Source organism: Nocardioides sp. GY 10113, assembly GCF_004919105.1.
GTDB lineage: Bacteria > Actinomycetota > Actinomycetes > Propionibacteriales > Nocardioidaceae > Nocardioides.
The window spans coordinates 349662-371563 of the sequence record NZ_STGK01000001.1 but is presented as its reverse complement, the minus strand read 5'-3'; the positions used below and the strand labels follow the sequence as shown (position 1 = coordinate 371563).

Annotated in this window: 19 protein-coding genes and 1 riboswitch; of the genes, 2 read left to right on the top strand and 17 right to left on the bottom strand. The window is 73.8% G+C overall.

Annotation, left to right across the window (positions count from 1 at the left end):
* Positions 1-50 precede the first annotated feature (50 nt).
* Positions 51-1562, bottom strand: a complete 1512-nt coding sequence (gene dacB, locus E8D34_RS01565) for a D-alanyl-D-alanine carboxypeptidase/D-alanyl-D-alanine-endopeptidase (protein WP_136592796.1) — start codon at positions 1560-1562, stop codon at positions 51-53.
* A 118-nt stretch (positions 1563-1680) separates the two neighbouring features.
* On the opposite strand from dacB, the gene E8D34_RS01560 reads away from it, so the two are divergent.
* Positions 1681-2169, top strand: a complete 489-nt coding sequence (locus tag E8D34_RS01560; RefSeq protein WP_136592974.1) for an inorganic diphosphatase — start codon at positions 1681-1683, stop codon at positions 2167-2169.
* 48 nt (positions 2170-2217) lie between these two features.
* Here the strand turns inward: E8D34_RS01560 and E8D34_RS01555 are convergent, their stop codons facing one another.
* From E8D34_RS01555 to E8D34_RS01510, 10 genes are all read right to left on the bottom strand, one after another.
* On the bottom strand, positions 2218-4185 hold the full coding sequence (locus E8D34_RS01555; protein ID WP_136592795.1) for an acyl-CoA dehydrogenase: 1968 nt from the start codon (positions 4183-4185) through the stop codon (positions 2218-2220).
* An 85-nt stretch (positions 4186-4270) separates the two neighbouring features.
* On the bottom strand, positions 4271-5641 hold the full coding sequence (locus E8D34_RS01550) for a C40 family peptidase (protein WP_136592794.1): 1371 nt from the start codon (positions 5639-5641) through the stop codon (positions 4271-4273).
* A 244-nt stretch (positions 5642-5885) separates the two neighbouring features.
* Positions 5886-7079 carry a phosphatase PAP2 family protein gene (locus tag E8D34_RS01545; RefSeq protein ID WP_240771029.1) on the bottom strand — a complete coding sequence of 398 codons (1194 nt, stop codon included), beginning with the start codon at positions 7077-7079 and terminating at the stop codon, positions 5886-5888.
* A gap of 61 nt (positions 7080-7140) precedes the next feature.
* Positions 7141-8214: an ABC transporter ATP-binding protein gene (locus tag E8D34_RS01540; protein ID WP_240771028.1), complete on the bottom strand. Its 1074-nt coding sequence runs from the start codon at positions 8212-8214 to the stop codon at positions 7141-7143.
* Positions 8211-9986: an ABC transporter permease subunit gene (locus E8D34_RS01535; RefSeq protein ID WP_240771027.1), complete on the bottom strand. Its 1776-nt coding sequence runs from the start codon at positions 9984-9986 to the stop codon at positions 8211-8213. Before E8D34_RS01535 ends, E8D34_RS01540 begins: the two co-directional genes overlap by 4 nt.
* Positions 9962-11053 carry a thiamine ABC transporter substrate-binding protein gene (locus E8D34_RS01530; RefSeq protein WP_136592793.1) on the bottom strand — a complete coding sequence of 364 codons (1092 nt, stop codon included), beginning with the start codon at positions 11051-11053 and terminating at the stop codon, positions 9962-9964. Before E8D34_RS01530 ends, E8D34_RS01535 begins: the two co-directional genes overlap by 25 nt.
* Positions 11046-11157: riboswitch (TPP riboswitch) on the bottom strand. (Overlaps the previous gene by 8 nt.)
* Before the next feature lie 70 nt (positions 11158-11227).
* Positions 11228-12346, bottom strand: a complete 1119-nt coding sequence (locus E8D34_RS01525; protein ID WP_206056493.1) for an MBL fold metallo-hydrolase — start codon at positions 12344-12346, stop codon at positions 11228-11230.
* Positions 12343-13152: an SDR family oxidoreductase gene (locus E8D34_RS01520; RefSeq protein WP_136592792.1), complete on the bottom strand. Its 810-nt coding sequence runs from the start codon at positions 13150-13152 to the stop codon at positions 12343-12345. Before E8D34_RS01520 ends, E8D34_RS01525 begins: the two co-directional genes overlap by 4 nt.
* Entirely contained in the window at positions 13149-14294 is a 1146-nt protein-coding gene (locus E8D34_RS01515) for a diacylglycerol kinase (RefSeq protein ID WP_136592791.1), read from the bottom strand. Before E8D34_RS01515 ends, E8D34_RS01520 begins: the two co-directional genes overlap by 4 nt.
* Before the next feature lie 91 nt (positions 14295-14385).
* Entirely contained in the window at positions 14386-15591 is a 1206-nt protein-coding gene (locus E8D34_RS01510; protein ID WP_240771026.1) for an NADH:flavin oxidoreductase, read from the bottom strand.
* A gap of 92 nt (positions 15592-15683) precedes the next feature.
* On the opposite strand from E8D34_RS01510, the gene E8D34_RS01505 reads away from it, so the two are divergent.
* Positions 15684-16607 carry an oxygenase MpaB family protein gene (locus tag E8D34_RS01505; protein WP_136592789.1) on the top strand — a complete coding sequence of 308 codons (924 nt, stop codon included), beginning with the start codon at positions 15684-15686 and terminating at the stop codon, positions 16605-16607.
* Here the strand turns inward: E8D34_RS01505 and E8D34_RS01500 are convergent.
* The 6 genes from E8D34_RS01500 to nth form a co-directional block, all read right to left on the bottom strand.
* Positions 16505-17662, bottom strand: coding sequence for an acyltransferase (locus E8D34_RS01500; RefSeq protein ID WP_168929295.1), 1158 nt, complete (start codon positions 17660-17662; stop codon positions 16505-16507). The two genes, E8D34_RS01505 and E8D34_RS01500, sit on opposite strands and share 103 nt — an antisense overlap.
* A gap of 133 nt (positions 17663-17795) precedes the next feature.
* Entirely contained in the window at positions 17796-18575 is a 780-nt protein-coding gene (locus E8D34_RS01495) for an enoyl-CoA hydratase-related protein (RefSeq protein WP_136592787.1), read from the bottom strand.
* A 23-nt stretch (positions 18576-18598) separates the two neighbouring features.
* Entirely contained in the window at positions 18599-19786 is a 1188-nt protein-coding gene (locus E8D34_RS01490) for a MarP family serine protease (protein WP_136592786.1), read from the bottom strand.
* Complete coding sequence (locus E8D34_RS01485; protein ID WP_240771025.1) at positions 19783-20538, bottom strand: CoA pyrophosphatase; 756 nt, start codon at positions 20536-20538, stop codon at positions 19783-19785. The genes E8D34_RS01490 and E8D34_RS01485 overlap by 4 nt, the downstream gene beginning before the upstream one ends.
* Positions 20535-21176 carry a TlpA disulfide reductase family protein gene (locus tag E8D34_RS01480; RefSeq protein WP_136592785.1) on the bottom strand — a complete coding sequence of 214 codons (642 nt, stop codon included), beginning with the start codon at positions 21174-21176 and terminating at the stop codon, positions 20535-20537. The genes E8D34_RS01485 and E8D34_RS01480 overlap by 4 nt, the downstream gene beginning before the upstream one ends.
* Entirely contained in the window at positions 21176-21892 is a 717-nt protein-coding gene (nth, locus tag E8D34_RS01475; protein WP_136592784.1) for an endonuclease III, read from the bottom strand. Before nth ends, E8D34_RS01480 begins: the two co-directional genes overlap by 1 nt.
* Positions 21893-21902 lie beyond the last annotated feature (10 nt).

Genomic DNA, 21902 nt, shown 5'->3' with positions numbered 1-21902 from the left:
CTAGGAGGTCGACCCACGCGGCGGGCCGACCCGAGGCGACGGGCGTGCCGCTAGGAGCCGCCGGCGGCGCCCCCGGCGCGCCCGCAGCGGCACGCCCCCAGCGCGGCCGCGGCGTTGTCCATCGCCACCCGGGCCAGCAGGTCCTTGTCCTCCGGCACCCGGTCGGCCATCAGCGCGAAGACCATCAGCTCACCGTCGGGGCCGACCGCGATCCCGGCCAGCGAGGTGACCCCGGTCAGCGTGCCGGTCTTCGCCCGCACCCGACCCAGCCCGTCCGGGTCCCCGCGGTCCATCCGGTCGGTCAGCGACCCGGTGAACCCGGCGACGGGCAGGCCGGTCAGCGCCGGCCACAGCTCGTCCTGGTCGGGGCGACCCGCCCAGCGCAGCACCCCCAGCAGCAGGGCGGGCGACATCCGGTTCTGCCGGGACAGGCCGCTGCCGTCGTACAGGACCGAGCCGTCCATGGCGACGTCGTTGGCGGCGAGCACCCGCTCGACCCCGGACCGGCCGGCGTCGGTGGAGCCGACACCCTCCTGGCTCAGGCCGACGTGGCGCAGCAGCACCTCGGCGCCCTCGTTGTCGCTGACCTCGAGGACCCGCTGCACGATCTCGGCCAGCGGGGCGCTGTCCATCGCGGCGAGCGGCCGGGCATCCTCCGGCGCCACCCGGCGACGGGTCGTGCCGACGACGCTGATCCCCCGCTTCCGCAGCTCGGCGGCGAAGACCTCCGCGGCGTGCGCGGCGGGGTCGGCCACCCGCCCGTAGCCGCTGGGGCTGCGGCCCTCGTCGACCCAGAGCGCGCTGATCGGGGCGACCACCCCGTCGGGGACGTAGTCGGGCTCCCAGCGCGGGTTGACCGCCGGGCCGGTGAACAGGGAGTCGTCGTAGGCGACCTTGACCTCCCCGGCCCCGGTGCGGACCAGCCGGCGTGCGGTCCGCTGGGCCAGCGTGGCGACGTCGGCCCGCTCCGGGACCACCGTCGCCGAGGTCGACACCGTGGACGCCGCCGGGGCGGAGGCGAGGAACGGGTCACCGCCGCCGACCAGCGTGACCAGGGGAACCCCGCCCCCGGCCGAGCGCACGGTCCGGGTGGTGAAGACGTGGTCGGCGCCCAGCGCCCAGAGCGCCACGGCCGAGGTGACCACCTTGGTGGTCGACGCCGGGATCGCCAGGTCCGGCCCGGAGTGCGGGAGCTGGTAGGTGATCGCGGTGCCGTCCATCGGGCCGACGGCGGCGAGCACGTGCGGGCCCAGGTCCCGGTCGGCGAGGGGCCGGTCGATCGCGCGCGCGATCGCCCCGCGGCGCAGCGGCCCGTCGACGTCGGCGGGCTCGGCCACCGCGGGCGGTCGCACGACGGGGGGAGCCTCGACCTCCGGCGGCGGCGCGACGGCGGCCGGATCGGTGCTCGCGGCGGCGTCGTCGGCGGTCCACTCGTGCCAGCGGTCCTCGGCCCACCCGGTGCGCCAGGCGACCACCCCGCCGCCGACCAGGGCGACCACCACGACCAGCACGAGAAGGGTGCGCAGCGGTCGGCGGCGGGGCTCCCCACGTCGACGTGACACTGGCCCACCCCTTGAGAAGTCCGCCTCGATGGCGATGTCTGGGCCATTGTGCGCGACAATGGCCCCGCCCCGCGTAGGCGGGTGCCCGCTGAACTTGAGTGTGTGGAGGAAGCACGTGCTGGAATTCGATGTCCTTGTGGAGATCCCGAAGGGGAGCCGCAACAAGTACGAGGTCGACCACGAGACCGGCCGGATGCGCCTGGACCGGTTCCTCTTCACCTCGACGATGTACCCGGCCGACTACGGCTACATCGAGGACACCCTGGGCCAGGACGGCGACCCGCTGGACGCCCTCGTGCTGCTCCAGGAGCCGACCTTCCCGGGCTGCCTGATCAAGTGCCGCGCGATCGGCATGTTCCGGATGACCGACGAGGCCGGCGGCGACGACAAGGTCCTGTGCGTGCCCGCCGGTGACCCGCGCATGGAGCACCTGCGCGACATCAACCACGTGCCGAACTTCGACCGCCTGGAGATCCAGCACTTCTTCGAGGTCTACAAGGACCTCGAGCCCGGCAAGTCCGTCGAGGGCGCCGACTGGGTCGGCCGTACCGAGGCCGAGGACGAGATCGCCGCCTCCTTCGAGCGGTTCAAGACCTCGGGCCACTGAGCCACTGACAGCGCGGGTCGGCAGAGGCTCTCTGCCGACCCGCGCTGTTCACGTTCCGATCAGGGACTCGGCGCGCAGCAGCGGGCGCGGGACGCCGAAGGCGGCGACCAGGTCGCCGGCCACCGGACGGGTACGCCGGCACAGGGCCGCGACCTCCCGGGTGATCGACTTCGAGCGCTGGACCGACAGCCGGCCGTGCTCGATGAACCAGGCCCGGTCCGCCTCGATGCCGGACAGGGCGTGCAGGTCGCAGAGCAGGTTGAGCGCGTCGCGGACCGGACCCTCCGGCTGCTCCTCGACCTTCTCCACGAACGCCTCCAGCACCAGCCGCTCGACGTGCGCGCGGGCGGCGGCGATGACGTGGTCCTGGACCCGTGAGAAGACCTGGCCCGCGTCCATGCCGGCGTCGACGCCACGCTTGAGGCGTCGGGCCACGCCGCCGATCAGGTGCTCCTCGCGGAACCGGTAGAGCGCCAGGTGGTAGTCGGGGTCGAGCAGCCCGGCGTCGTCGGCCGCGCCGGTCTCGGCGTCGCCGCCGGGCAGCGCGTCCTTGATCTGCTCCAGCAGCCGGTGCACGCGGGTCCGCTCCAGCACCGTCTCCACGGCCAGCCCGGCCACGAACCGGACGGTGCCGAGCTGGTCGAGGTCGGAGAAGTCGCTGGCGTAGTCGGTCAGCAGCCCCTTGGCGACCAGCTGCAGCAGGACGTGGTTGTCGCCCTCGAAGGTGGTGAAGACGTCGGTGTCGGCCTTCAGCGCGGCGAACCTGTTCTCGGCCAGGTAGCCGGCGCCGCCGCACGCCTCGCGGCACTCCTGGATCGTGCGGGTCGCGTGCCAGGTGGCCAGCGCCTTGGTGCCGGCGGCACGCGACTCCAGCAGCCGCCGCGACTCCTCGTCGACGCCGGTGTCGCTCGCGGCCGCGGAGAAGACCTCGTCGAGCCGGGAGACCAGCACCTCCTGGGCGAAGTGCAGGGCGTAGGTGCGCGCCAGCAGCGGGAGGAGCCGACGCTGGTGCATGCCGTAGTCCAGGAGCAGCTCCTCGGGTCCGCCGTCGCGGGCCTGGAACTGTCGGCGGCGCAGCGCGTACTCGACGGCGATGGTGAGGGCGACCTTCGCGGCCGAGGTCGCCGCGCCGCCCACGCTGACCCGCCCCTGGACCAGGGTGCCGAGCATGGTGAAGAAGCGGCGACCGGGGTTCTCGATCTCGCTGCGGTAGACCCCGTCCGCGTCGACGTCGGCGAACCGGTTGAGCAGCGCCTCACGCGGGACCCGGACGGCGTCGAAGGAGATCCGGCCGTTGTCGACGCCGTTGAGGCCCATCTTGGGGCCGTCGTCGGTGATCGTCACGCCGGGCAGCACCGCGCCCGCCTCGTCGCGGATCGGCACCAGCAGCGCGTGCACCCCGTGCCGCTCGCCGCCGACCTCCAGCTGGGCGAAGACCACCGCCATCCGGCCGTGGGCGGCGGCGTTGCCGATGTAGTCCTTGGTCGCCTCGGCACTCGGGGTGGTGATCACGAACTCGCCCGCGCCCGGGTCGTAGGTGGCCGTGGTGCCCAGCGCCTGCACGTCGCTGCCGTGGCCGGTCTCGGTCATCGCGAAGCAGCCCAGCAGGCGGCCGGCGACCACGTCGGCGAGGTACGCGTCGTGGTGGCGGCGGGTGCCGAGCTGGAGGATCGCGCCACCGAACAGGCCGAACTGCACGCCGACCTTGGTCATCACCGAAAGGTCGCCGAAGCCGAGGGTCTCGAACGAGGCGATCGAGGCGCCGATGTCGCCGCCTCCGCCGTACTCCTTCGGGAAGCCGAGGCCGGTCATCCCGGTCCCGGCGACCTCCTGCACCACCTCTCTGACGCGTTCGCGGAACTCCGCGCGCGGCATCGTCTCGGCGTCCTCCAGCACGGAGGCGTACGCCGCCAGCGACTCCCGTACGTCGCGGCGGACCGCTGCGTGCTCGCCGTCGAGCACGGCGGCGAGGGCATCGACGTCGAACTCGGGCGGGGGCGCTTCGGCGGCGGTCATGCCCCAGGGATACCCCGGCCGCACCCGCCGAAACGGGGCTCAGGCACCGCTGACCCGGGTGCGGGCGCCGGAGGCCCGGGTCGGGTCAGGGGCGGGCGTAGAAGTCCGGGGTCCGCCAGGCGTACATCGACTCCTCGGAGACCGGCCGCCCGGTGCGCGGGGCGTGGATGATCATGCCGCCACCCGCGTAGAGCGCGACGTGGTAGATCGAGCCTGGACCGGCACCCGAGCCCCAGAAGACGAGGTCGCCGGGGCGCAGGTCGGCGGGCGAGATCGGCGTGGAGACCTGGTACTGGGCCACGGAGTAGTGCGGCAACGCCCGGCCGCCGGCCTGCCAGGCGGCCATGGTCAGACCGGAGCAGTCCCAGGACGAGGGGCCCGCGGCGCCCCAGACGTAGGGCTCGCCGATCTGCGCGCGGGCGAAGGCGACCGCGGCGGCGGCGCCGCCCGACGGTGCGGGCGGGCCCGCGGGTTCGGGCGCGGGCTCGGGGGCGGGCGCGGGGGCAGGCGCGGGAGCGGGCTCCGGCTCGGGCGTCGGCGAGCTCTCCGGCGAGGTCGCCGGGTCCTCGGCGGGCGGGGCCGACGGGGTGCTCTCCGCCGGCTGCGCGGCCGCGGCGGCCTCGCGCTGCGCCCGGGCGGCGGCGCGCCGCGCCAGGACCGTGCGGCGCTCCTCGACCAGGGCGACCGCGACCCCCTCCAGCTGGGCCAGCCGGCGGACCAGGTCGTCCCGCTGGGCGGTGAGGTCGGCGGCGCGCGCCGCGGCGGCGGCCTGGGCGGCCGCGGCGGCGTCCCGGGCGTCGCGGGCGGCGGCGAGCGCGTCCTCGGCCCGGCTCGCGGCGCGAGCGGCGCGCTGCTCGGCGGCCTCGGCGGCTTCGACGGCGCGCAGGTAGGCGTCGCGCTGCTGGGCGAGCACGCCCTGCACCCGGTCGACGGCGGCGTCGTTGGCGAGCAGCGTGGAGACGCCGTCGCTGTCGACGAGCGCGGTGAACGCGCTCAGGTCCAGCTCGGTGCCCAGGGTGGCGATCAGGACCTCACGGTAGGCGACCCGCTGCTCCTCCAGCGTGTCCGCGGCCCGGGCGGCCTCGGCGACCGCCTCCCGCTCTGCCGCCTGCGCGCGCTGCGCACGCCAGCGTGCCCCGTTGAAGGCCTCCGCCGCCCGCGCCGCGGCGTCCGCGGCGGCGTCCAGGGCAGCGTCGGCCGCGGCGAGGGCGGCCTGCACCTGTGCGGCGGTGTCGGCCGCCTGCGTCTGCTCGGCACGGGCCTCGCGGATCTGCTGACGGGTCGGCGCGTCACCGGAACCGTCCGCGCCGGTCCCGCCGCCGGTCGGGTCGTCGGCTGGCGCGGCCTTGGCGCCCGGCGCGACGAGGACCACGACCAGGAGGGCAGCCATCGCCGCGATCAGCAGCGAGACGGCGCTGCCCGGGGCCAGCGGTCGGGTGCGTTCGGGGCGGCGCACGGGGGGCTCCTGTTCGTCGCGGACGTCGGGCGGTCCGCTGGTACGACGGCGCGTCGCAGCAGCGGCAACTCGCGGAACGCTAGTCAACTTTCGTCACAGAAGAAACATTTTGCCCCAAAAAACTGGAGGATCGCGGCGTGTCGCCTTGACTAACTACACCATTGTAATTCTCGCCGGGCGCTCGACAAGCAACAGCGCCGGACCCGTTCGACGGATCCGGCGCAGGGGACGGGAGGCCCGTCCGTCACCTCTCGACGGGGACCTTCGAGGTGGTCGTCGTGGGATGTGAGTGCATCCCCCGATCGAACTTCTGACCGCTGGCCAGTCCGCCGAGGTAGAACGACACGATGGCGATCGCGATGCCGGCGATGTCGTCGGCGACGTAGTGCCAGCCGAAGTAGATCGTGGCGATCACGGTCAGGCCGAAGTTGACCCAGAAGACGACCTGCAGGGCCCGCGAGCGCACGGTGTACTGCACCATCAGCGCCCACAGCAGGGTGATCCCGCAGTGCAGGCTCGCGAACCCGGCCACCGAGTTGAGCGAGTCGGTGACCGTCGGGTCGTAGAGGACCGCGCTGCGCCCGTTGGCGATCGACTCCATCAGGTCCGTCGTCGGCGTCGGCACCAGGTCGGTGTACTCCGAGGGGTACTGGATGCCCGGGCCCAGCGTCGGCAACAGGTAGTACGACAGCGTGCCCAGCGTCCAGGCCAGCGCCTGCGACGTCACGAACCAGTAGCCGTAGGAGACGTTGCGCGACCAGACCAGCCAGATGACGACCATGATCATCACCAGCGGCAGGAACGTCACGTACACCTGCGAGAGCACGTAGGCGCTGTACTCGGTGCCGAAGATCCCGTGCAGCACGTCGGACGGGTCGTGGCCGAAGAAGAGCACGCGATCCATCACGTGCAGCTCGCGGTCGAAGAGCAGCGCCTTGACCTCACCCGGCGCACGATCCGGATCGGGACGCACGAACGGCAGGTTCGACTTCAGGTTCCGGTAGCAGACGTAGGTGATGTAGAAGCACACCATCCCGACGAGCACCAGTCGCCGTCGCTCCCGGGTCCAGTGCGTCCGCCAGCGCTCGCCGGCGATCTCCCGGATCGACGGGCGCGGCCCCTGCTCGACCCCCTCGCGCCAGGACCGGACCACCGCGAGGGCGCGGCTGCCGATCGCCCGCACCACCAGGTCGATCGCCAACGTGATGACCAAGATGCTTCCCGCCCGGATCATCATGTCCACCAGCAGCACGGCGGCGTGCAGGACGGAGTTGGTGGGCACCACGCCGAAGAGCTCGAGCGCCCAGCTCAGCGAGGGGCCGAGGAGCTTGCCCTCCGGCTCCACCAGCGGCCGGTCGTAGGCGAAGGCGACCACGTACGCGGCGATGAAGATGGACGCGGCCGTGCAGATCAGGAGCGTGGAGGCACGGCGGTACACGCGAGGGAGTCTAGGGCGTTGCCCCAGCGTCTCAGACCGGTTACCCGCCGCCCCGGTGCGGCTAGTGGCTCAGGTCACCCAGCGGCGCCAGCCCGGCCGGCTCCACCCGCACGCGCACCGCGTCGCCCACCAGGGGGAAACCGCCGACCGGGCCCGTCGCGTCCAGCTCGCCGACCCCGTCGACCCGCAGCACCAGGCGGGCGCCGTCCGGCGAGGCGACGGCGCTCAGCACGGTCGCCGTGAGGTCACCCTCGGCCCCCGCCCGCAGCGCCGACGGGCGTACGGCGACCCGCTCCGCCGCGCCCCCGGTCAGCAGCCGGGCACCGGCGCCGTCGACCACCCGGGTGAACCCCAGGAAGCGGGCGGTCTCCGCGTCCGCCGGCGCCGACCAGACCTGGCGCGCGGCGCCCTGCTGGACCACCCGGCCGGCGCGCATCACCGCGAGCCGGTCCGCGACCGCGAAGGCCTCCGCCTGGTCGTGGGTGACGAACAGCGCGGTGGTGCCCGCCTCGCGCAGGATCCGCCGCAGGTCCGCGGCCAGCCGCTCGCGCAGGCCCGCATCCAGCGCGCTGAGCGGCTCGTCGAGCAGCAGCAGCCGGGGGCGCGCCGCCAGCGACCGGGCCAGCGCGACCCGCTGCCGCTCCCCTCCCGACAGCGTCCGGGGCAACCGGTCGCCGTAGCCGTCCAGCCCGACCAGCGCGAGCAGCTCGGCGACCCGGTCCGCGCGCGCCGCGCGCCGCACCCGCGCACCCCGCAGCGCGTAGCCGACGTTGCCGGCCACCGTCAGGTGGTCGAAGAGCTGACCGTCCTGGAACATCAGCGCGAAGCCACGACGGTGGGTCGGCACCCGGGACAGGTCCTCCCCGTCCCACGCCACCGAGCCGCCGGCCAGCGGCTCGACGCCGGCGACCGCCCGCAGCAGCGTCGACTTCCCGCAGCCCGACGGGCCGAGCACCGCGAGCACCTGCCCGGCCGGGAGCGCGAGGTCCACGCCGTCGACGGCCGTCTTGCCGTCGTACACGACCCGCGCGCCGCGCACCTCGAGGATCGCTCGCCCTCCGTCAGCAGCGCCCTCAACGGGCCCGGAGGCCGCCGGGCCGACCGTCTCGTCGAGCCTGTCGTGAACCCCGGTCACAGCGCACCCACCCCCGGCACCCGCAGCCGCTCGACCACCAGGATCACCGCCGCCGTCACCCCGGCGAGCAGGACCGAGGCCGCCATCGCCACCCCGTAGTTGGCGGGGTCGGGGGTGCCGATCAACCGGAAGATCACCACCGGCAGCGTCGGCGTCTCCGGGCGCACCAGGAAGGAGGTGGCGCCGAACTCGCCCAGCGAGACCGCGAACGCGAAGCCCGCCGCGGCCAGCAGCGGCCGCCACAGCACCGGAGCCTCCACCGTCAGCACGCTCCGCCACAGCCCCGCGCCGAGCGAGGCCGCGGCCTGGCGCTGGCGGTCGTCGATGCCGCCCAGCACCGGCACCAGCACCCGCACCACCAACGGCAGCGCGACCAGCGCCTGGGCGATCGGCACCAGCAGCGGGCTGGAGCGCAGGTCCAGCGGCGGCGCGTCGAGCGTGATCAGGAAGCCGAAGCCGAGGGTCACCGCGGAGACCCCCAGCGGCAGCATGAAGAGGCCGTCGAAAGCGGCACGCAGCCGGCGCCCCGCCCGGCTCCGCACGCGACGGGTGACCACCACCGCGACCAGGGTGCCGAGCAGCACCGCCATCCAGGTCGCGTCCACCGCGATCCGCAGCGAGTTGGCCAGCGCCTCGGTGACGGGGACCCGGAGCAGACCCTCCCCGACGCCGTCCGCGCCGGTGCCGGCCAGGCCGCGGTAGGACGCCAGCGACCAGCCTCCGCCGACGCCCCGGAACGAGGACAGCACCAGGCCGGCCACCGGCGCGGCGACTGCGACCAGCACCACGACGGTCGCGGCCAGCACCGGCAGGTCACGGGCGCGGGGCCGCGCGGGGGCGGCCGGCACCCGTCGTACCGTCGGGTCGGGCTGGCGCCGCAGCCGGGCCGCGACCCCGAGCAGCGCCACCACGGACGCCAGCTGGACCAGTGACAGGGCGGCCGCCGCGCTCAGCTCCGGCGATCCGGTGATCGCGCCGGTGGTGAGCAGGTAGATCTCGGTCTCCACGGAGGAGTAGCGGACCCCGCCGAGGGTCAGGACCACCCCGAACCCGGTGGCGCAGAACAGGAAGACCACCGACGCCGCCGAGACGACCGCGGGGCGCAGCGCCGGGACGGTCACCGTCCACCACACGCGCCACGGCGTGGCGCCCAACGCGGCGGCCGCATCGGCCGGACGCCGGTCCAGCCCCTCCCACGCGGTGCCGACGGTGCGGATCACCACCGCTACGTTGAAGAACGCCAGCCCGGCGACGATCGCGGCCGGGGTGCCGTCCAGGTCGAGGAAGCCGAGCGGCCCCCCGGGCCGCAGCAGCTGCCGGATCGCGATGCCGACCACCACCGTCGGCAGCACGAACGGCACCAGCAGCGCGGCCCGGATCGCGCCGCGCCCCGGGAACCGCAGCCGATAGAGCACGTACGCCGCCGGCAGCCCGCCGGCCAGCGCGACCGCGGTCGCGGTCAGCGAGGTCCAGGCGGTGAACCAGACCACGCGACCGGTGCGCGGCCAGCCGAGCACCTCCAGCACCGCGCCGGGGTCGAAGACGCCCGCGGGCCAGAAGCCGCGCTGCACCATCCCGGCGACGGGCAGCACGAAGAAGACCGCGAGCACCGCGGTCGGCACCACGGCGAGGCCGACCAGGCCGAGGCGGCGGCCCCAGCGGCCACCGACCAGCCCGCCGCCCCGTCCGCCGACCCTGCGCGGTAGGGCCGGCGGCAGCGGCCGGTCGCCGGTGAGGGGCCGGTGGATCAGCGGCTGGTGAGCTCGGTCCACGTCGACAGCCAGTCGCGCCGGTTCTCGGCGATCTCGTCGGGCGCCACCTCGAGGGTCGAGGTCGGCTGCTGGGCGAAGGCCGCCCACTGCTTCGGCAGGGCCACGTCGGCGTCCACCGGGAACACGTACATGCTCGTCGGCAGGGCCGCCTGCACCTCCGGGGAGAGCAGCCAGTCGACGAGCGCACGGGCGCCGTCGGGGTTGGCCGCGCCCTCCAGCACGCCGGCGTACTCGACCTGCCGGAAGCAGGTGTCGAGCAGCGCCGCCGTCGAGGTCTTCCCGCCCTCCACGGTGAACGCCGGCGAGGTGTCGTAGGAGAGCACGATCGGCCGGTCGCCGCCGGAGTAGGTGAAGTCGACGTAGTAGGCGTCCTCCCAGCCCTTGACGATCGCCGCGTCGTTGGCGAGCAGGTCGCTCCAGTAGTCGGTCCACCCCTCGCCGTACTGGCCGATGGTGGCCAGCAGGAACGCCATGCCCGGGGTGCTGGTGGTGGCGGCGGGGGTGACGAAGAGGCCCTCGTAGGCGGGGTCGGTCAGGTCGTCGAGGTCGGCCGGCGGCGCCAGGTCGCGCTCGGCGAACCAGGCGGTGTCGACGTTGACGCACACCTCGCCGGTGTCGACCGGGGTCAGCGCGTGCTCCTCGTCGCCGGGCAGCCGGTACTGGTCGGCGCCCGCCGGCAGCGCGGCGTCGTACGGCGCGAAGACGCCGGCGTCGAGCGCGGAGGCGGCGAAGGTGTTGTCGACGCCGAAGGCCACGTCGCCCAGCGGGTGGTCAGCGGTGAGCTCGAGCTTGCTGGTCAGCTCGCCGCCGTCGCCGGCGGGGGTGTGCACCACCGTGTAGCCGGTCTCGGACTCGAAGGCCCGGATCAGCTTCTTGGGCAGCGAGAAGCTGTCGTGGGTGACCAGCACGACGTCGCCCCCGGACGTCGATCCGTCGGAGGCCGCGGCGTCGGGCGTCGGCTCGTCGTCGCCGGAGAGCGAGCAGCCGGCCGCGGACAGGGCGAGCGCGGAGAGGACGGCGCCGGCGGCCAGGCGGGCGCGGGCAGGACGGGAAAAGTGGAAAGCCACGGAGTGGACTCCCTTCGCCGGTGCTAACCGGATCAGGTTCGGAGGGTCTGCGGCTCGGTCCCGCACTCTCAGCACGCTTGGGTCGTGCTCCCCTGTCTTTGCGGCACCCAGCCTAGTCCGCCGGCGGTGGCCGGTCGCCGGGGGCCCGGCCTCCGAGCCGGCCCCGGACGGAGGTCAGGAAGCGCCGTCGCGGAGGGTGGCGGCGAACAGGATCTCCTCGCCGTGCTGTGCGCGGGTGGCCTCGCCCCGGGCGACCAGCAGCTCGAGGTGCGCCTTGGTCTCCATCGCGGCCATCCCGCGGCTGAACGGGTCGAGCGTGTCGTACGGGTGCTCGTGGCGGGTCCAGCCCAGGTCGCCGGCGACCACGTGGGCGGTGACCGCGCCGCGGTTGCGCAGCGACTCCAGCGACGCCTCCAGCCGCTCCTCGTGGTGGGCCAGCAGCTCGTCGACCCGAGCATGGGAGGACGGCGCGACCGGGCCGTGGGCGGGCAGGATCCGCAGGTCGGGCAGCGAACGGACCCTGGTCAGCGACGCCATGAAGTCGCCGAGCGGACTCTCGGTGGCGGGGACGGTGAACCCGATCGACGGGGTGATCGTGGGCAGCACGTGGTCGCCGGCGAAGAGCACGCCGTCGGCCCGGTCGGCGTACACGTAGTGGCCCGGCGTGTGGCCCGGGGTGTGCACCGCGTCGATGGTGCGCGCGCCGACGGCGAACGTGCGGTCACCCTCGATCCAGATGTCGGGGAAGTCCCAGTTGGCCGGGTCGGGCAGGTCGGCCGGGCCGCCGGCGGCCCACTGCTCGGCGATCTCCGCGGCGCCGGCGGTGCGGAGCACCGCGAGGAACGGGCTCTCGTCGAGCTCGCCGCGCCCGGCCCGGTGGAGCAGCTCGAGCGCGGGCTTCTCGTCGATGCCCAGCGCGACCTCCGCCCCGGTCTCGGCGCCCAGCACCCGGGCCAGCGTGTAGTGGTCACGGTGCACGTGGGTGACCAGGAACCGCTTGATGTCCCCGAAGCCGGAGCCGATGTCGCGCAGGCACTTGTCGAGCAGCTCGCGGGCCACCGGGATCGCCCAGCCGCCGTCGATCAGGGTGAGCCCGTCGTCGGTCTCGAGGACGTAGACGTTGATCGCCTTCAGGCCGTCCATCGGCAGCGGGAGCGGGATCCGGTACAGACCGTCGGCGACCCGCCACGCCCCCTCGTCGGCCCAGTGCCGGCCGCTGTCCGGCGAGATCGCCTTGCCGGTGCTGACGCCCTTGTCGGTGGCCCTGCTGGTCGATCCGTCGGTGCCTGTCACGGCTGCAAGTCTGGCAAACGCAGATCCAGGTTCGGGTGCTGGATCCCACCGTCGACCTCGAGCAGCTTGCCGGTGACGTACTGCCCGGCGCGCGAGGAGAGGTAGACGACGGCGGCCGCGATGTCCTCGGCCTCGCCGATCCGACCCAGCGGGGTCTTGGCCTCCATCTCCGCCTTCGTCTCCGGTACGCCGGCCACGAACTCGAGCGCCGAGGTCATCACCGAGCCCACGTAGATGCCGTTGACCCGGATGCGCGGGGCGAGGTCGGTGGCGGCCAGCCGTGACCAGTGCGCCAGCGCCGCCTTGGCGGTGCCGTAGGCCAGGTAGCCGCGGTCCGCGGTGCGGCCCATCATCGAGGAGATGCTGGTGATCGACTTCTGCCGGCCGTCGCCGAGCGAGGCCAGCATCAGCGGCACGGCGGCCCGGCTCAGCGCGTGCGCGGTCGCGACGTTGAAGTGGAACGCCTCCTCCAGGTAGGCCACGTCGGTGTCCAGGAAGGCGTTCGGGATCGTGCCGCCCACGTTGTTCACGACGACGTCGAGGCGGCCGAAGGCGTCGTACGCGTGCTGCGCGAGGCCCGCGACCGCGTCGGTGTCCGCCAGGTCCGCCGGTACGACGACCGCCCGGCGCCCCGCGCCCCGGATCCGCTCCGCGACCTGCTCGAGCTGGCCGGGCGTGCGGGCGGAGATCAGCACGTCCGCACCGGCCTCGGCCAGGGCCACCGCGGTGGCGGCGCCGATGCCGCGGCCGGCGCCGGTGACGACGGCGACGTGGTCGGTGAGGCGGAACCGGTCGAGGATGCTCATGCGGTGCCGGTGCCGGTGCCGGTGCCGGAGCCGGAGTCGGTGCGGGTGCCGGTGACCAGCCCGCGGCCGGTGACCAGCGGCAGGTCGATCGGCGAGACCAGGCCGGGCTCGGCCGCGACGACCGCGGGGACCGCGTTGATCAGCCGCTGCGCGGTGACGATCATCCCGGAGACGTTGTGGTCGCCGTGCTCGCCGTGGTGGCTGAACTCGACCTTCATCATCGGCTCGCCGGTGATCTCGACCCGGTAGCAGCCGTCACCCTCGGCCGGCCGGGGCCAGTCGTCGTCGCTGGCGGCGTCGGTGCGGGTGACGTGCTCCAGGGTGATCCGCGGGACGCCGTCGACCTTGCCGATCACCCGGAAGCGGACCGAGCCCATGGTGCCCTCGGCGACGTCGACGGAGACCGTCTCGACGCTGCGGGTGGCCGGGCGACGCTCGATCTCCTCGGTCAGCGGCTCCTCGAGGGTGACCCCGAGGCCGGCGGCGATCACCCGGACGACCGGGCCCCAGGCGGTGGAGAGGAGGCCGGGCTGCCAGAGCACGGCCTCGAAGTCCATCGGCTGGCCGAAACCGAAGAGCTCCTTCATCACCACCGGCTGGTAGTAGGTGGAGTAGTCGGCGACCTCGCTGACCTTGACGTGGTCGATGCGCTGGGAGAGCGACGTCATCACCAGCGGCAGCACGTCGTTGGCGAAGCCGGGGTCGATGCCGTTGACGTGCAGGCTGGCGCCACCCTCGCGCCCGGCCGCGTTGAGGTCCTCGATCATCTCCGGCGGGAGCACGTTGTCGGGGTGGACCAGGATGACCGGACCGGAGGAGACCACGTTGACCCCGTCGCGGATGAAGCCGGTCAGGTCCTCGATCGCCTCGAAGATCCGGTCGTCGGTCATCGCCCCGTGCACGATGCAGTCGGGGCGCAGCGCGATCAGCTCGTCGCGGTCGGTCGTCGCCTTCACGCCCAGCTCGCGGCCGAGGCCGGCCAGCTCACCGGCGTCCTTGCCCGCCTTGGCCGGGGTGGAGGTCCAGACCCCGACGAGCTCGAGGTCGGGGTGGGCATCGACGCCGGCGATCGCGTGCCGGCCGATGGTGCCGGTGGACCAGACAACGACGCGGAGGGGCTTCTCGGGGATCACCTGGGACATGACCGCACCGTAGAACAGGTTCTAGTTCTTGGGTAGGGGTTCGTGTGACTGCGGTCACGCGGGCAGGTGGGCGGCGAGCTGCAACAGCGTGTTACAGCACCCCACCACCGGCACCGGCACCCACGACCGGGACCCCCTCCCCCGGCCCCCACTCGGTGCACCGGGTACCGGAGTAGATGGTCGGCATGCACCGGTTGCAGTGGATGCAGACGCCGGCGTCCGCCTCGCCCGACGCCAGCCGGTTCACCAGGTCAGGCTCGCGCAGCAGTGCCCGCCCCATCGCGACCAGCTCGAACCCGTCGGCCATCGCCCGCCGCATCGTGGCGACCGAGTCGATCCCGCCGAGCAGCATCAGCGGCATCGCCACGGCCTTCCGGAACCGGAGCGCCTTCTCGCGGAAGTACGCCTCCTCGAACGGATACTCCTTGAGGAAGGACCGACCCATCGGCGTCCGCATCCCCCAGCGCACCGGCGGCGGCATCGCGTCCGCGAACTCGCGCGCCGGGACGTCGCCGCGGAACAGGTACATCGGGTTCATCAGGGACGAGCCGCCCGAGAGCTGCAGCCCGTCCAGGTGGCCGTCGGCCTCCAGCAGCTGCGCCAGCTCGACGCCGATCTCGGTGGTCACCCCGCCGGGGAAGCCGTCGCCGACCGACACCTTCGCGGTCACGGCCACCGAGGAGCCCACCTCCTCGCGGACCACCCGCGCCACCTGCCGCGCCAGCCGGGCCCGCCGCTCCAGGGGACCGCCCCACCGGTCGCGGCGCCGGTTCAGGCCGGGCGCGAGGAAGGAGGAGATCAGGTAGCTGTGCGCCATGTGCAGCTCGAGCACGTCGAACCCCGCGTCCGCCAAGGTTCGCGCGGCGTCGACGTAGCAGCGCGTGATCCGGGTCAGGTCCCGCTCCGAGGCCGACCGGACCAGCTGCATCGACAGCGGGCTCGGCATCGGGCTCGCCGCCACCGCCGGTACGCCGTTGGACCGCCCGTTGGCGACCGGACCGGCGTGTCCGACCTGCCCGGCGATCGCGGCGCCGGCCTCGTGCACCGCGTCGGCGAGCCGCGCCAGCCCGCTCGCCGAGGCCGACCCGACGACGATCTGCTCGCGGTGGGTGCGCCCCTCCGGCGCGACCGCGAGGTACGCGACGGTGGTCAGCCCGACGCCGCCGCGCGCCGGCGCCCGGTGGTAGGCGATCAGCTCGTCGGTGACCTGGCCGTCCGGCGTACGACCCTCGAAGGTCGCCGCCTTCACCGTCCGGTTGCGCAGCCGCACCGGCCCCAGGTCGTAGGGAGCGAACACGTCCGGGACCGCACCAGGTGCATCAGAGGGAGCGAGCACCGGCCGACTGTAACCCGTTCTAGTGGCCGCCGATCGGGGATACGCTCCACGCCATGGCCAAGACCCTGGGCAAGTCGCTGTGGCGGGACCGCAACGAGGCACTCGACCCGGAGACGGACTACGTCGAGATCTACCAGAACCTCGCGCTCTACGAGTTCACCTGGGACATCACCCAGTCGCTCTCCTTCGCGCTCTTCCGCACCTACGCGGTGCCCAGCATCGGCCGGCTGCTGCACGAGACCCAGCAGTTCGAGCAGGCCTGCCAGAAGCGGTACGACGACACCTCGCTGCTGCTCGAGGCGCCGTTCGTGCACGGCTTCGACTCCGAGGAGGGCAGGACCGCCCTGCGCCGGATCAACCAGATGCACAGGATGTACGACATCAGCAACGACGACATGCGCTACGTGCTGTCGACGTTCGTCGTGGTGCCGAAGCGCTGGCTCGACGACTACGGCTGGCGGACGCTCACCGACACCGAGCTGCGGGCGAGCGTGAACTACTACCGCGACCTCGGCCGGCACCTGGGCATCACGGACGTCCCCGAGACCTTCGCGGGCTTCGAGGCGCTGCTCGACGGCTACGAGGCCGAGCACTTCGCCTACGACGAGGGCGGACGCAAGGTCGCCGACTCCACGCTCGACCTGATGACCACCTTCTACCCGAAGGCGGTGCGCAGGCCGGTCGAGGTGTTCAGCCGGGCCCTGATGGACGACCCGCTCCTCCGGGCCTTCCGGTACGACGCCCCGCACCCCGCGATCATCCGGATCAGCCGGGGCGCGATGCGGGCGCGGGCGCGGCTGCTGCGGTACACCCCGTCCAACCGGAAGCCGACGTACACCGCGGACCTGCCGCGGATCAAGAGCTATCCGGGCGGCTACGCGCTCGCGGAGCTGGGCACCTTCGCGCCGACCGGGGCCAAGGCCGCTCCGGACGGCGCCACCGGGGCGCCCGGCTGCCCGGTGCCCCACGGCCCCTGAACCCGGCGGGCGAACCGCCGCTCGACCGCCGACAGCCCCCGCTCGACAGGGCGCGGCAGCCGGAAGAGCGCCGCGCCGCCGAGGTACACGGCGGCATCGTGCAGCGCCAGGCAGGCGCCGATCACCAGCGCCGTGCCGAGCAGCGGGGCGGCGGCCGCCAGCAGCATCGCCGCGGGCCCGGTCCCGTCCAGCCGCAGCGGCAGCGCGACGAGCACGCCGATCACGGCGAAGTGGAGCACGTAGATCCGCAACGTGCGCTGGCCCAGCCACGCCAGCCCCTGACCCAGGCCGGGGACCCCGGCCAGCCGCGCGGCCAGTCCGAGGCCCAGCGGCACGCCGACCGCGCTGCACGCGACCAGCGTGACGCTCCACGGCAGCCCGCTGGCCCGCAGCAGCACGAACCCCGCGGTGTACGCCGCCGCGAGGCCGAGCAGCGCCCGGCCGGACCGGTTGCCGGCCCACGCCAGCAGCGCCGGGAAGTAGGCGCCGAGCGCGAAGAAGCAGAAGTGGGCCAGGACGGCGACCTTGTTGTTGGCCTCGATGCCCGACCAGCCGGTGCCGAGGGCGACCACCGTCGCCGCTCCCACCACGAACCGCGGGTCGAGGCGGCGCAGCGCCTTCGCGAGGACGAAGTACGCCGCCAGCGAGAACAGGAACCACATGCTGGTCTCGGCCCAGACCAGGTCGCTGAGCAGGTCGCCGACGCCCTGCACCCGGTTCGCCGGCGTGCGGGTCTCCCACCGGTAGAAGAGCAGGTAGACGCCGAGCCAGACGAGGTAGAGGTAGTACGGGCTGACGACCCGGCGCAGCACGGTCGGCCAGGGACGGGCGATCGCGCCGGCGGCCAGGAAGCCGCTGACCACGAAGAAGACCGGCATCCGCGCCGGCTTCAGCGCCAGGCTGACCCCGGCCCAGGCGTCCGCCACCGGGTGCAACGCGGGCACCGCCAGCAGCGGCAGGTACTTGCCGATCACGTGGTGCAGGACCACGAGCACGATGCAGGCGCCCTTGGCCACGTCCAGCCAGGCGATCCGCTGCGTACCGGGTGCTTGCACCGCGGCATCCTCACCCGGACACCGGGCCACCACCAATCCGGCGGCTGCCCTCCGCGGCGTGGCGTTGGTTACCCCGCCCCGTCAGCGGCCGCCGGGGCCGCGCGCCCGACGACCGCGGACCGGCGGCCGCGGGTCAGCTGAACGAGGCCGGCCGCTTCTCCAGGAACGCCGCGATCCCCTCCCGGCCGTCCGCCCCGACCGCGAGGGTCCGGATCGAGAGCAGCTCGCGGCGCAGCGCCGCCTCCGGCGCGGCCACGGCCTGCTCGCGGACCAGCCGCTTCGCGGCCGCCTGGGCGGCACGGGAGCCGGCGAGCAGCTGGCCGACCACGGCGTCGACGGCGTCGGCCAGCTCGGCGGCGGGGACGACGCGGGCCACCAGCCCGGCGTCGTACGCCTCCTGCGCGGTGATCAGGTCACCGAGGAGCGCCAGCCGCAGCACCCGGTGCAGCCCGAGGGTGTGCACCAGCAGCGAGCTGCCGCCGTCCGGGGAGAGCCCGACCTTGGTGTAGGCCAGGCTGAACTTCGCGGTGTCGGCGGCCAGCACCACGTCGGCGGCCGCGGCGAGCGGGAAGCCCGCGCCCGCGGCGGTGCCCTGCACCACGCTGACCACGACCGCGTCGGAGCGGACCAGCTCGCTGACCACCCGGTGCAGGCCGTCGGCCAGGTCGTCGATGAACGCTGCGGTGTCCTCCGCCGCGTGGAAGGCCGACAGGTCGCCGCCGACCGAGAAGAACCGCCCCTCGGCGTCGAGCACGATCACCTTCGCGTCGTCGCGGCCGGCCCGGCGGACCGCGGCGAAGAGCTGGTCGATCTGGGCGGGCTCGACGGGGTTGCCGCGATCGGCACCGGTCAGCGTGATCCGGGCGGCGCCGTCGGCGAAGGCGTAGCGGACGAGGTCGGGAGCGTCGGTCATGGGGGTCAGCATGCCCGACCCGGTCAGGCCGCGCAGTTGCCCGTCTCGACCTCGACCTCGCGGGTCCGGCCCGCCGCCGCCGCGTCGGCGACCTGGCCGGCCGTCAGCGCGTAGCCGGTGTCGGGGTCGGTGACCGAGGCGGCGAAGACCACGCCGGCGACCTCGCCGTCCGGCGTGATGATCGGGCCGCCGGAGTTGCCCGGCCGGACCAGTGCCCGCAGCGAGAAGACCTCGCGCAGCACCGTGCCGTCGCCGTAGATGTCGGGGGAACGCAGCCGCTGCTCGGAGCGGATCCGGCCCGGCTGGACGTCGAACGGGCCGTCCTGCGGATAGCCGACCACCGCGACCGGGTCGTTGGGTCCGGCCGGCGCTCCCTGGGCGATGTCGAACGGCAGCTCGGCGATGTCGCCGGTGTCGACCTGCAGCACCGCGATGTCGAGGTCGGGGTCGTAGAGGACGACCCGGCCCAGCTCGGTGCCGTCGCCGATCTGCACCTCGGGATCGGGGACGCCCGCGACCACGTGCGCGTTGGTCATCACCCGGTCGGGTGCGTAGACGAAGCCGGTGCCCTCCACTCCCCGGCCGCAGATGTTGGCGCCGCGGATCTTGACGACAGCGGACCGCGAGCCGGTGATGTCGGGGTCCTGGAGCAGCCGCTTCGGGCCGGGGCCGACCTCGACGATCCGCTCGGGCGCGAACGGCTCGAGGTAGCGCGGGAAGAAGCCGGTGCCGACCACGTTGTTGAACGCCTGCAGCACCCGCGGCGCCATGTCGGGCAGCGCGCCGTCGACCTTGGCCAGCACCTCCGAGCTGCGCACCATCGAGGTGACCGGGCCGAGCCGGGTGCCCGACACCGCGACACCGAGCGCCCACGCCACCAGCAGCACCGCGAGGGCGCTGAGCAGTGCGCCGCCGACCGCGTCGACCACGCGGGCCGGCTGCCAGGTGACCCGTTCACGGGCCTTGGCGCCGACGAACTGGAGCACCGCCTGGCCCAGCATCGCGCAGAGGATCACGATGAACAGCGCGCCCAGCGACACCTGGATCGACGGGTTGGCCCCGCCCAGCACGATCGGTGCCAGCCAGATGCCGAAGACGCCGCCGAGCAGCAGCCCGATCGTCGCGAAGGCGCCGGTGATGAATCCCTGCCAGTAGCCCGAGAGGGCATAGGCGGCAACCAGCAGCAGGAGCAGGATGTCGAGGAGGTTCATCGTTCCTTACGCGGTGCGGGATTGGGCTCGGCGAGGTCAAGACCGTTGTCGGCGTCCTTGCCGGCGTCGCTCGCCTCCGCCGTACGGCGGGAGTACTCCGCGAGCATGTAGTCGGGGAGATCATGCACGGGCGACTCGGCCACCGGGGGGAGCCACCCCAGAAAATCGAAGAACCTGGTGATGATCCCGCCCGTGAAGCCCCACAGGATGACGTCCTTGTCCGGACCGATCAGGAAGCCCGGACCCGTCCAGCCGCCGGGGTGACGGACCTCGATCCGGTGCTCGGGCGCGAGCAGCTCGGCGAGGGTCACCCGGTGGATCGCGTGCACCTCCTCCGGTGAGGCGACGCGGATCGGGCTCGGCGCGTGCCACCAGCCGAGCACCGTGGTCACCGCGAAGTTCGACGGCGGCAGCCACAGCTCCGGGAGCGTCGCGAAGGCCTGGACCCCGGCCGGGTCCACGCCGATCTCCTCCTCGGCCTCGCGCAGCGCGGCCTCGACGGTGGTCTCCCCGGCGTCGATCGAGCCGCCCGGGAACGAGACCTGGCCGGGGTGGGAGCGCATGTCGTGGGCGCGCTCGGTGAGCAGCAGCTCCGGACCCTCCGGGCCTTCGCCGAAGAGCATCAGCACGGCGCCGCGGCGCGCGCTGCCGTCGGCCGGCGGCAGGAAGCTGGTGAGGTCGCTGCCGGCGATCCGGTCGGCCGCGGCGGCGACCTCGTGCAGCCACTCGGGCAGGTCGGTGCGGTCGATCACGAGCCCTCACCCTTCCGCGCGGGCGCCGCCAGGTCCAACCCGAGCTCGGACTCGACCATGTCGACGATCTCCCGCTCCGAGTCGACGCCGCCGAGCCTCTGGGTCCAGCTGCCGTCGGCGCGGACGAAGAAGAACTGCGGCAGCCCGCCGTTGAGCACCAGGTCGGTCGACTGCAGGTCGCCGCAGCCGTCGGCCAGCGACGGGTAGGTCACCCCGGCCTCCGCGGCGAGGTCCACCGCGGCGCCCGGGTAGCTGTCGAGGAAGTCGACGCCGAGCACGGTGACCTGGTCGCCGTAGTCCTCCGAGAACGCCTGCAGCGCCGGCAGCTCCTCACGGCACGGCAGGCAGTTGGAGGCCCAGAAGTTGATCACCGCCGGGCCGCGGACGTCGGCCAGCGAGGCGGTCGCGGTGCTGCCCAGGCAGTGCAGCTCCACGTCGGGCAGGTCGGCGGCGACGCCGTCGGCCGAGGTCGACCAGTCATCGGGGTCGCAGTCGGCGATGCCGGCGGCTTCGCGGTCCGCGATCAGGTCCGGGTAGGTGACGTCGACCCGGCACGCGGCCGCGGGCGCGCCGCCGTCGCAGCCGGTGAGCAGGACCCCCGCGGCCAGCAGGCTGACCGCGACCGTGCGTGCCCGCATCAGTTGGGGCCCTCCGTGCGGACCAGGGCCTCGGCCGCGACCGGGTCCGTCGGTCCGGTGCCGTACGACGGGCACCAGCGCGCCACCGGGCAGGCGCCGCAGGCCGGCTTCTTGGCGTGACAGCGCCGCCGGCCGTGCCAGATCACGTGGTGCGACAGCATCGTCCAGTCGCGCTTAGGGAAGAGCGCACCGATCGCGTGCTCGACCTTCACCGGGTCGGTCTCCTCGGTCCAGCCGAAGCGGCGCACCAGCCGGCCGAAGTGGGTGTCGACGGTGATCCCGGGGACGTCGAAGGCGTTGCCGAGCACGACGTTGGCGGTCTTGCGACCGACGCCGGGCAGCGTGACCAGGTCCTCCAGCCGGCCGGGCACCTGGCCGTCGTACCGCTCCACGAGGGCGGCGCTGAGCTTGAGCAGCGCGTCGGTCTTGGCGCGGAAGAAGCCGAGCGGGCCGACGATCTGCTCCAGGTGGGCCCGGTCCGCCGCCGCCATCGACACCGGATCGGGGTAGGCCGCGAACAGGATCGGCCGCACCGCGTTGACCCGCTTGTCGGTTGTCTGCGCCGACAGCACGGTGACCACGAGCAGCTGGAACGGGTTGTCGAAGTCGAGCTCGGCGTGCGCGTCCGGATAGGTCTCGGCGAGCACCCGGTTGATCTTGCGGGCCCGACGCACCAGCTGGGTCGAGGTCTCCTCGGCGGTGTCGATCGGGCGCACGAGCGCAGCC

Bases quoted from the DNA above. Each gene is read 5' to 3' on its own strand.
- E8D34_RS01515 (WP_136592791.1), bottom strand. From the start codon at position 14,294: ATGTCCCAGGTGATCCCCGAGAAGCCCCTCCGCGTCGTTGTCTGGTCC.
- E8D34_RS01495 (WP_136592787.1), bottom strand. From the start codon at position 18,575: ATGACCGACGCTCCCGACCTCGTCCGCTACGCCTTCGCCGACGGCGCC.
- E8D34_RS01520 (WP_136592792.1), bottom strand. From the start codon at position 13,152: ATGAGCATCCTCGACCGGTTCCGCCTCACCGACCACGTCGCCGTCGTC.
- E8D34_RS01490 (WP_136592786.1), bottom strand. From the start codon at position 19,786: ATGAACCTCCTCGACATCCTGCTCCTGCTGCTGGTTGCCGCCTATGCC.
- E8D34_RS01555 (WP_136592795.1), bottom strand. From the start codon at position 4,185: ATGACCGCCGCCGAAGCGCCCCCGCCCGAGTTCGACGTCGATGCCCTC.
- E8D34_RS01505 (WP_136592789.1), top strand. From the start codon at position 15,684: ATGGCCAAGACCCTGGGCAAGTCGCTGTGGCGGGACCGCAACGAGGCA.
- E8D34_RS01480 (WP_136592785.1), bottom strand. From the start codon at position 21,176: ATGCGGGCACGCACGGTCGCGGTCAGCCTGCTGGCCGCGGGGGTCCTG.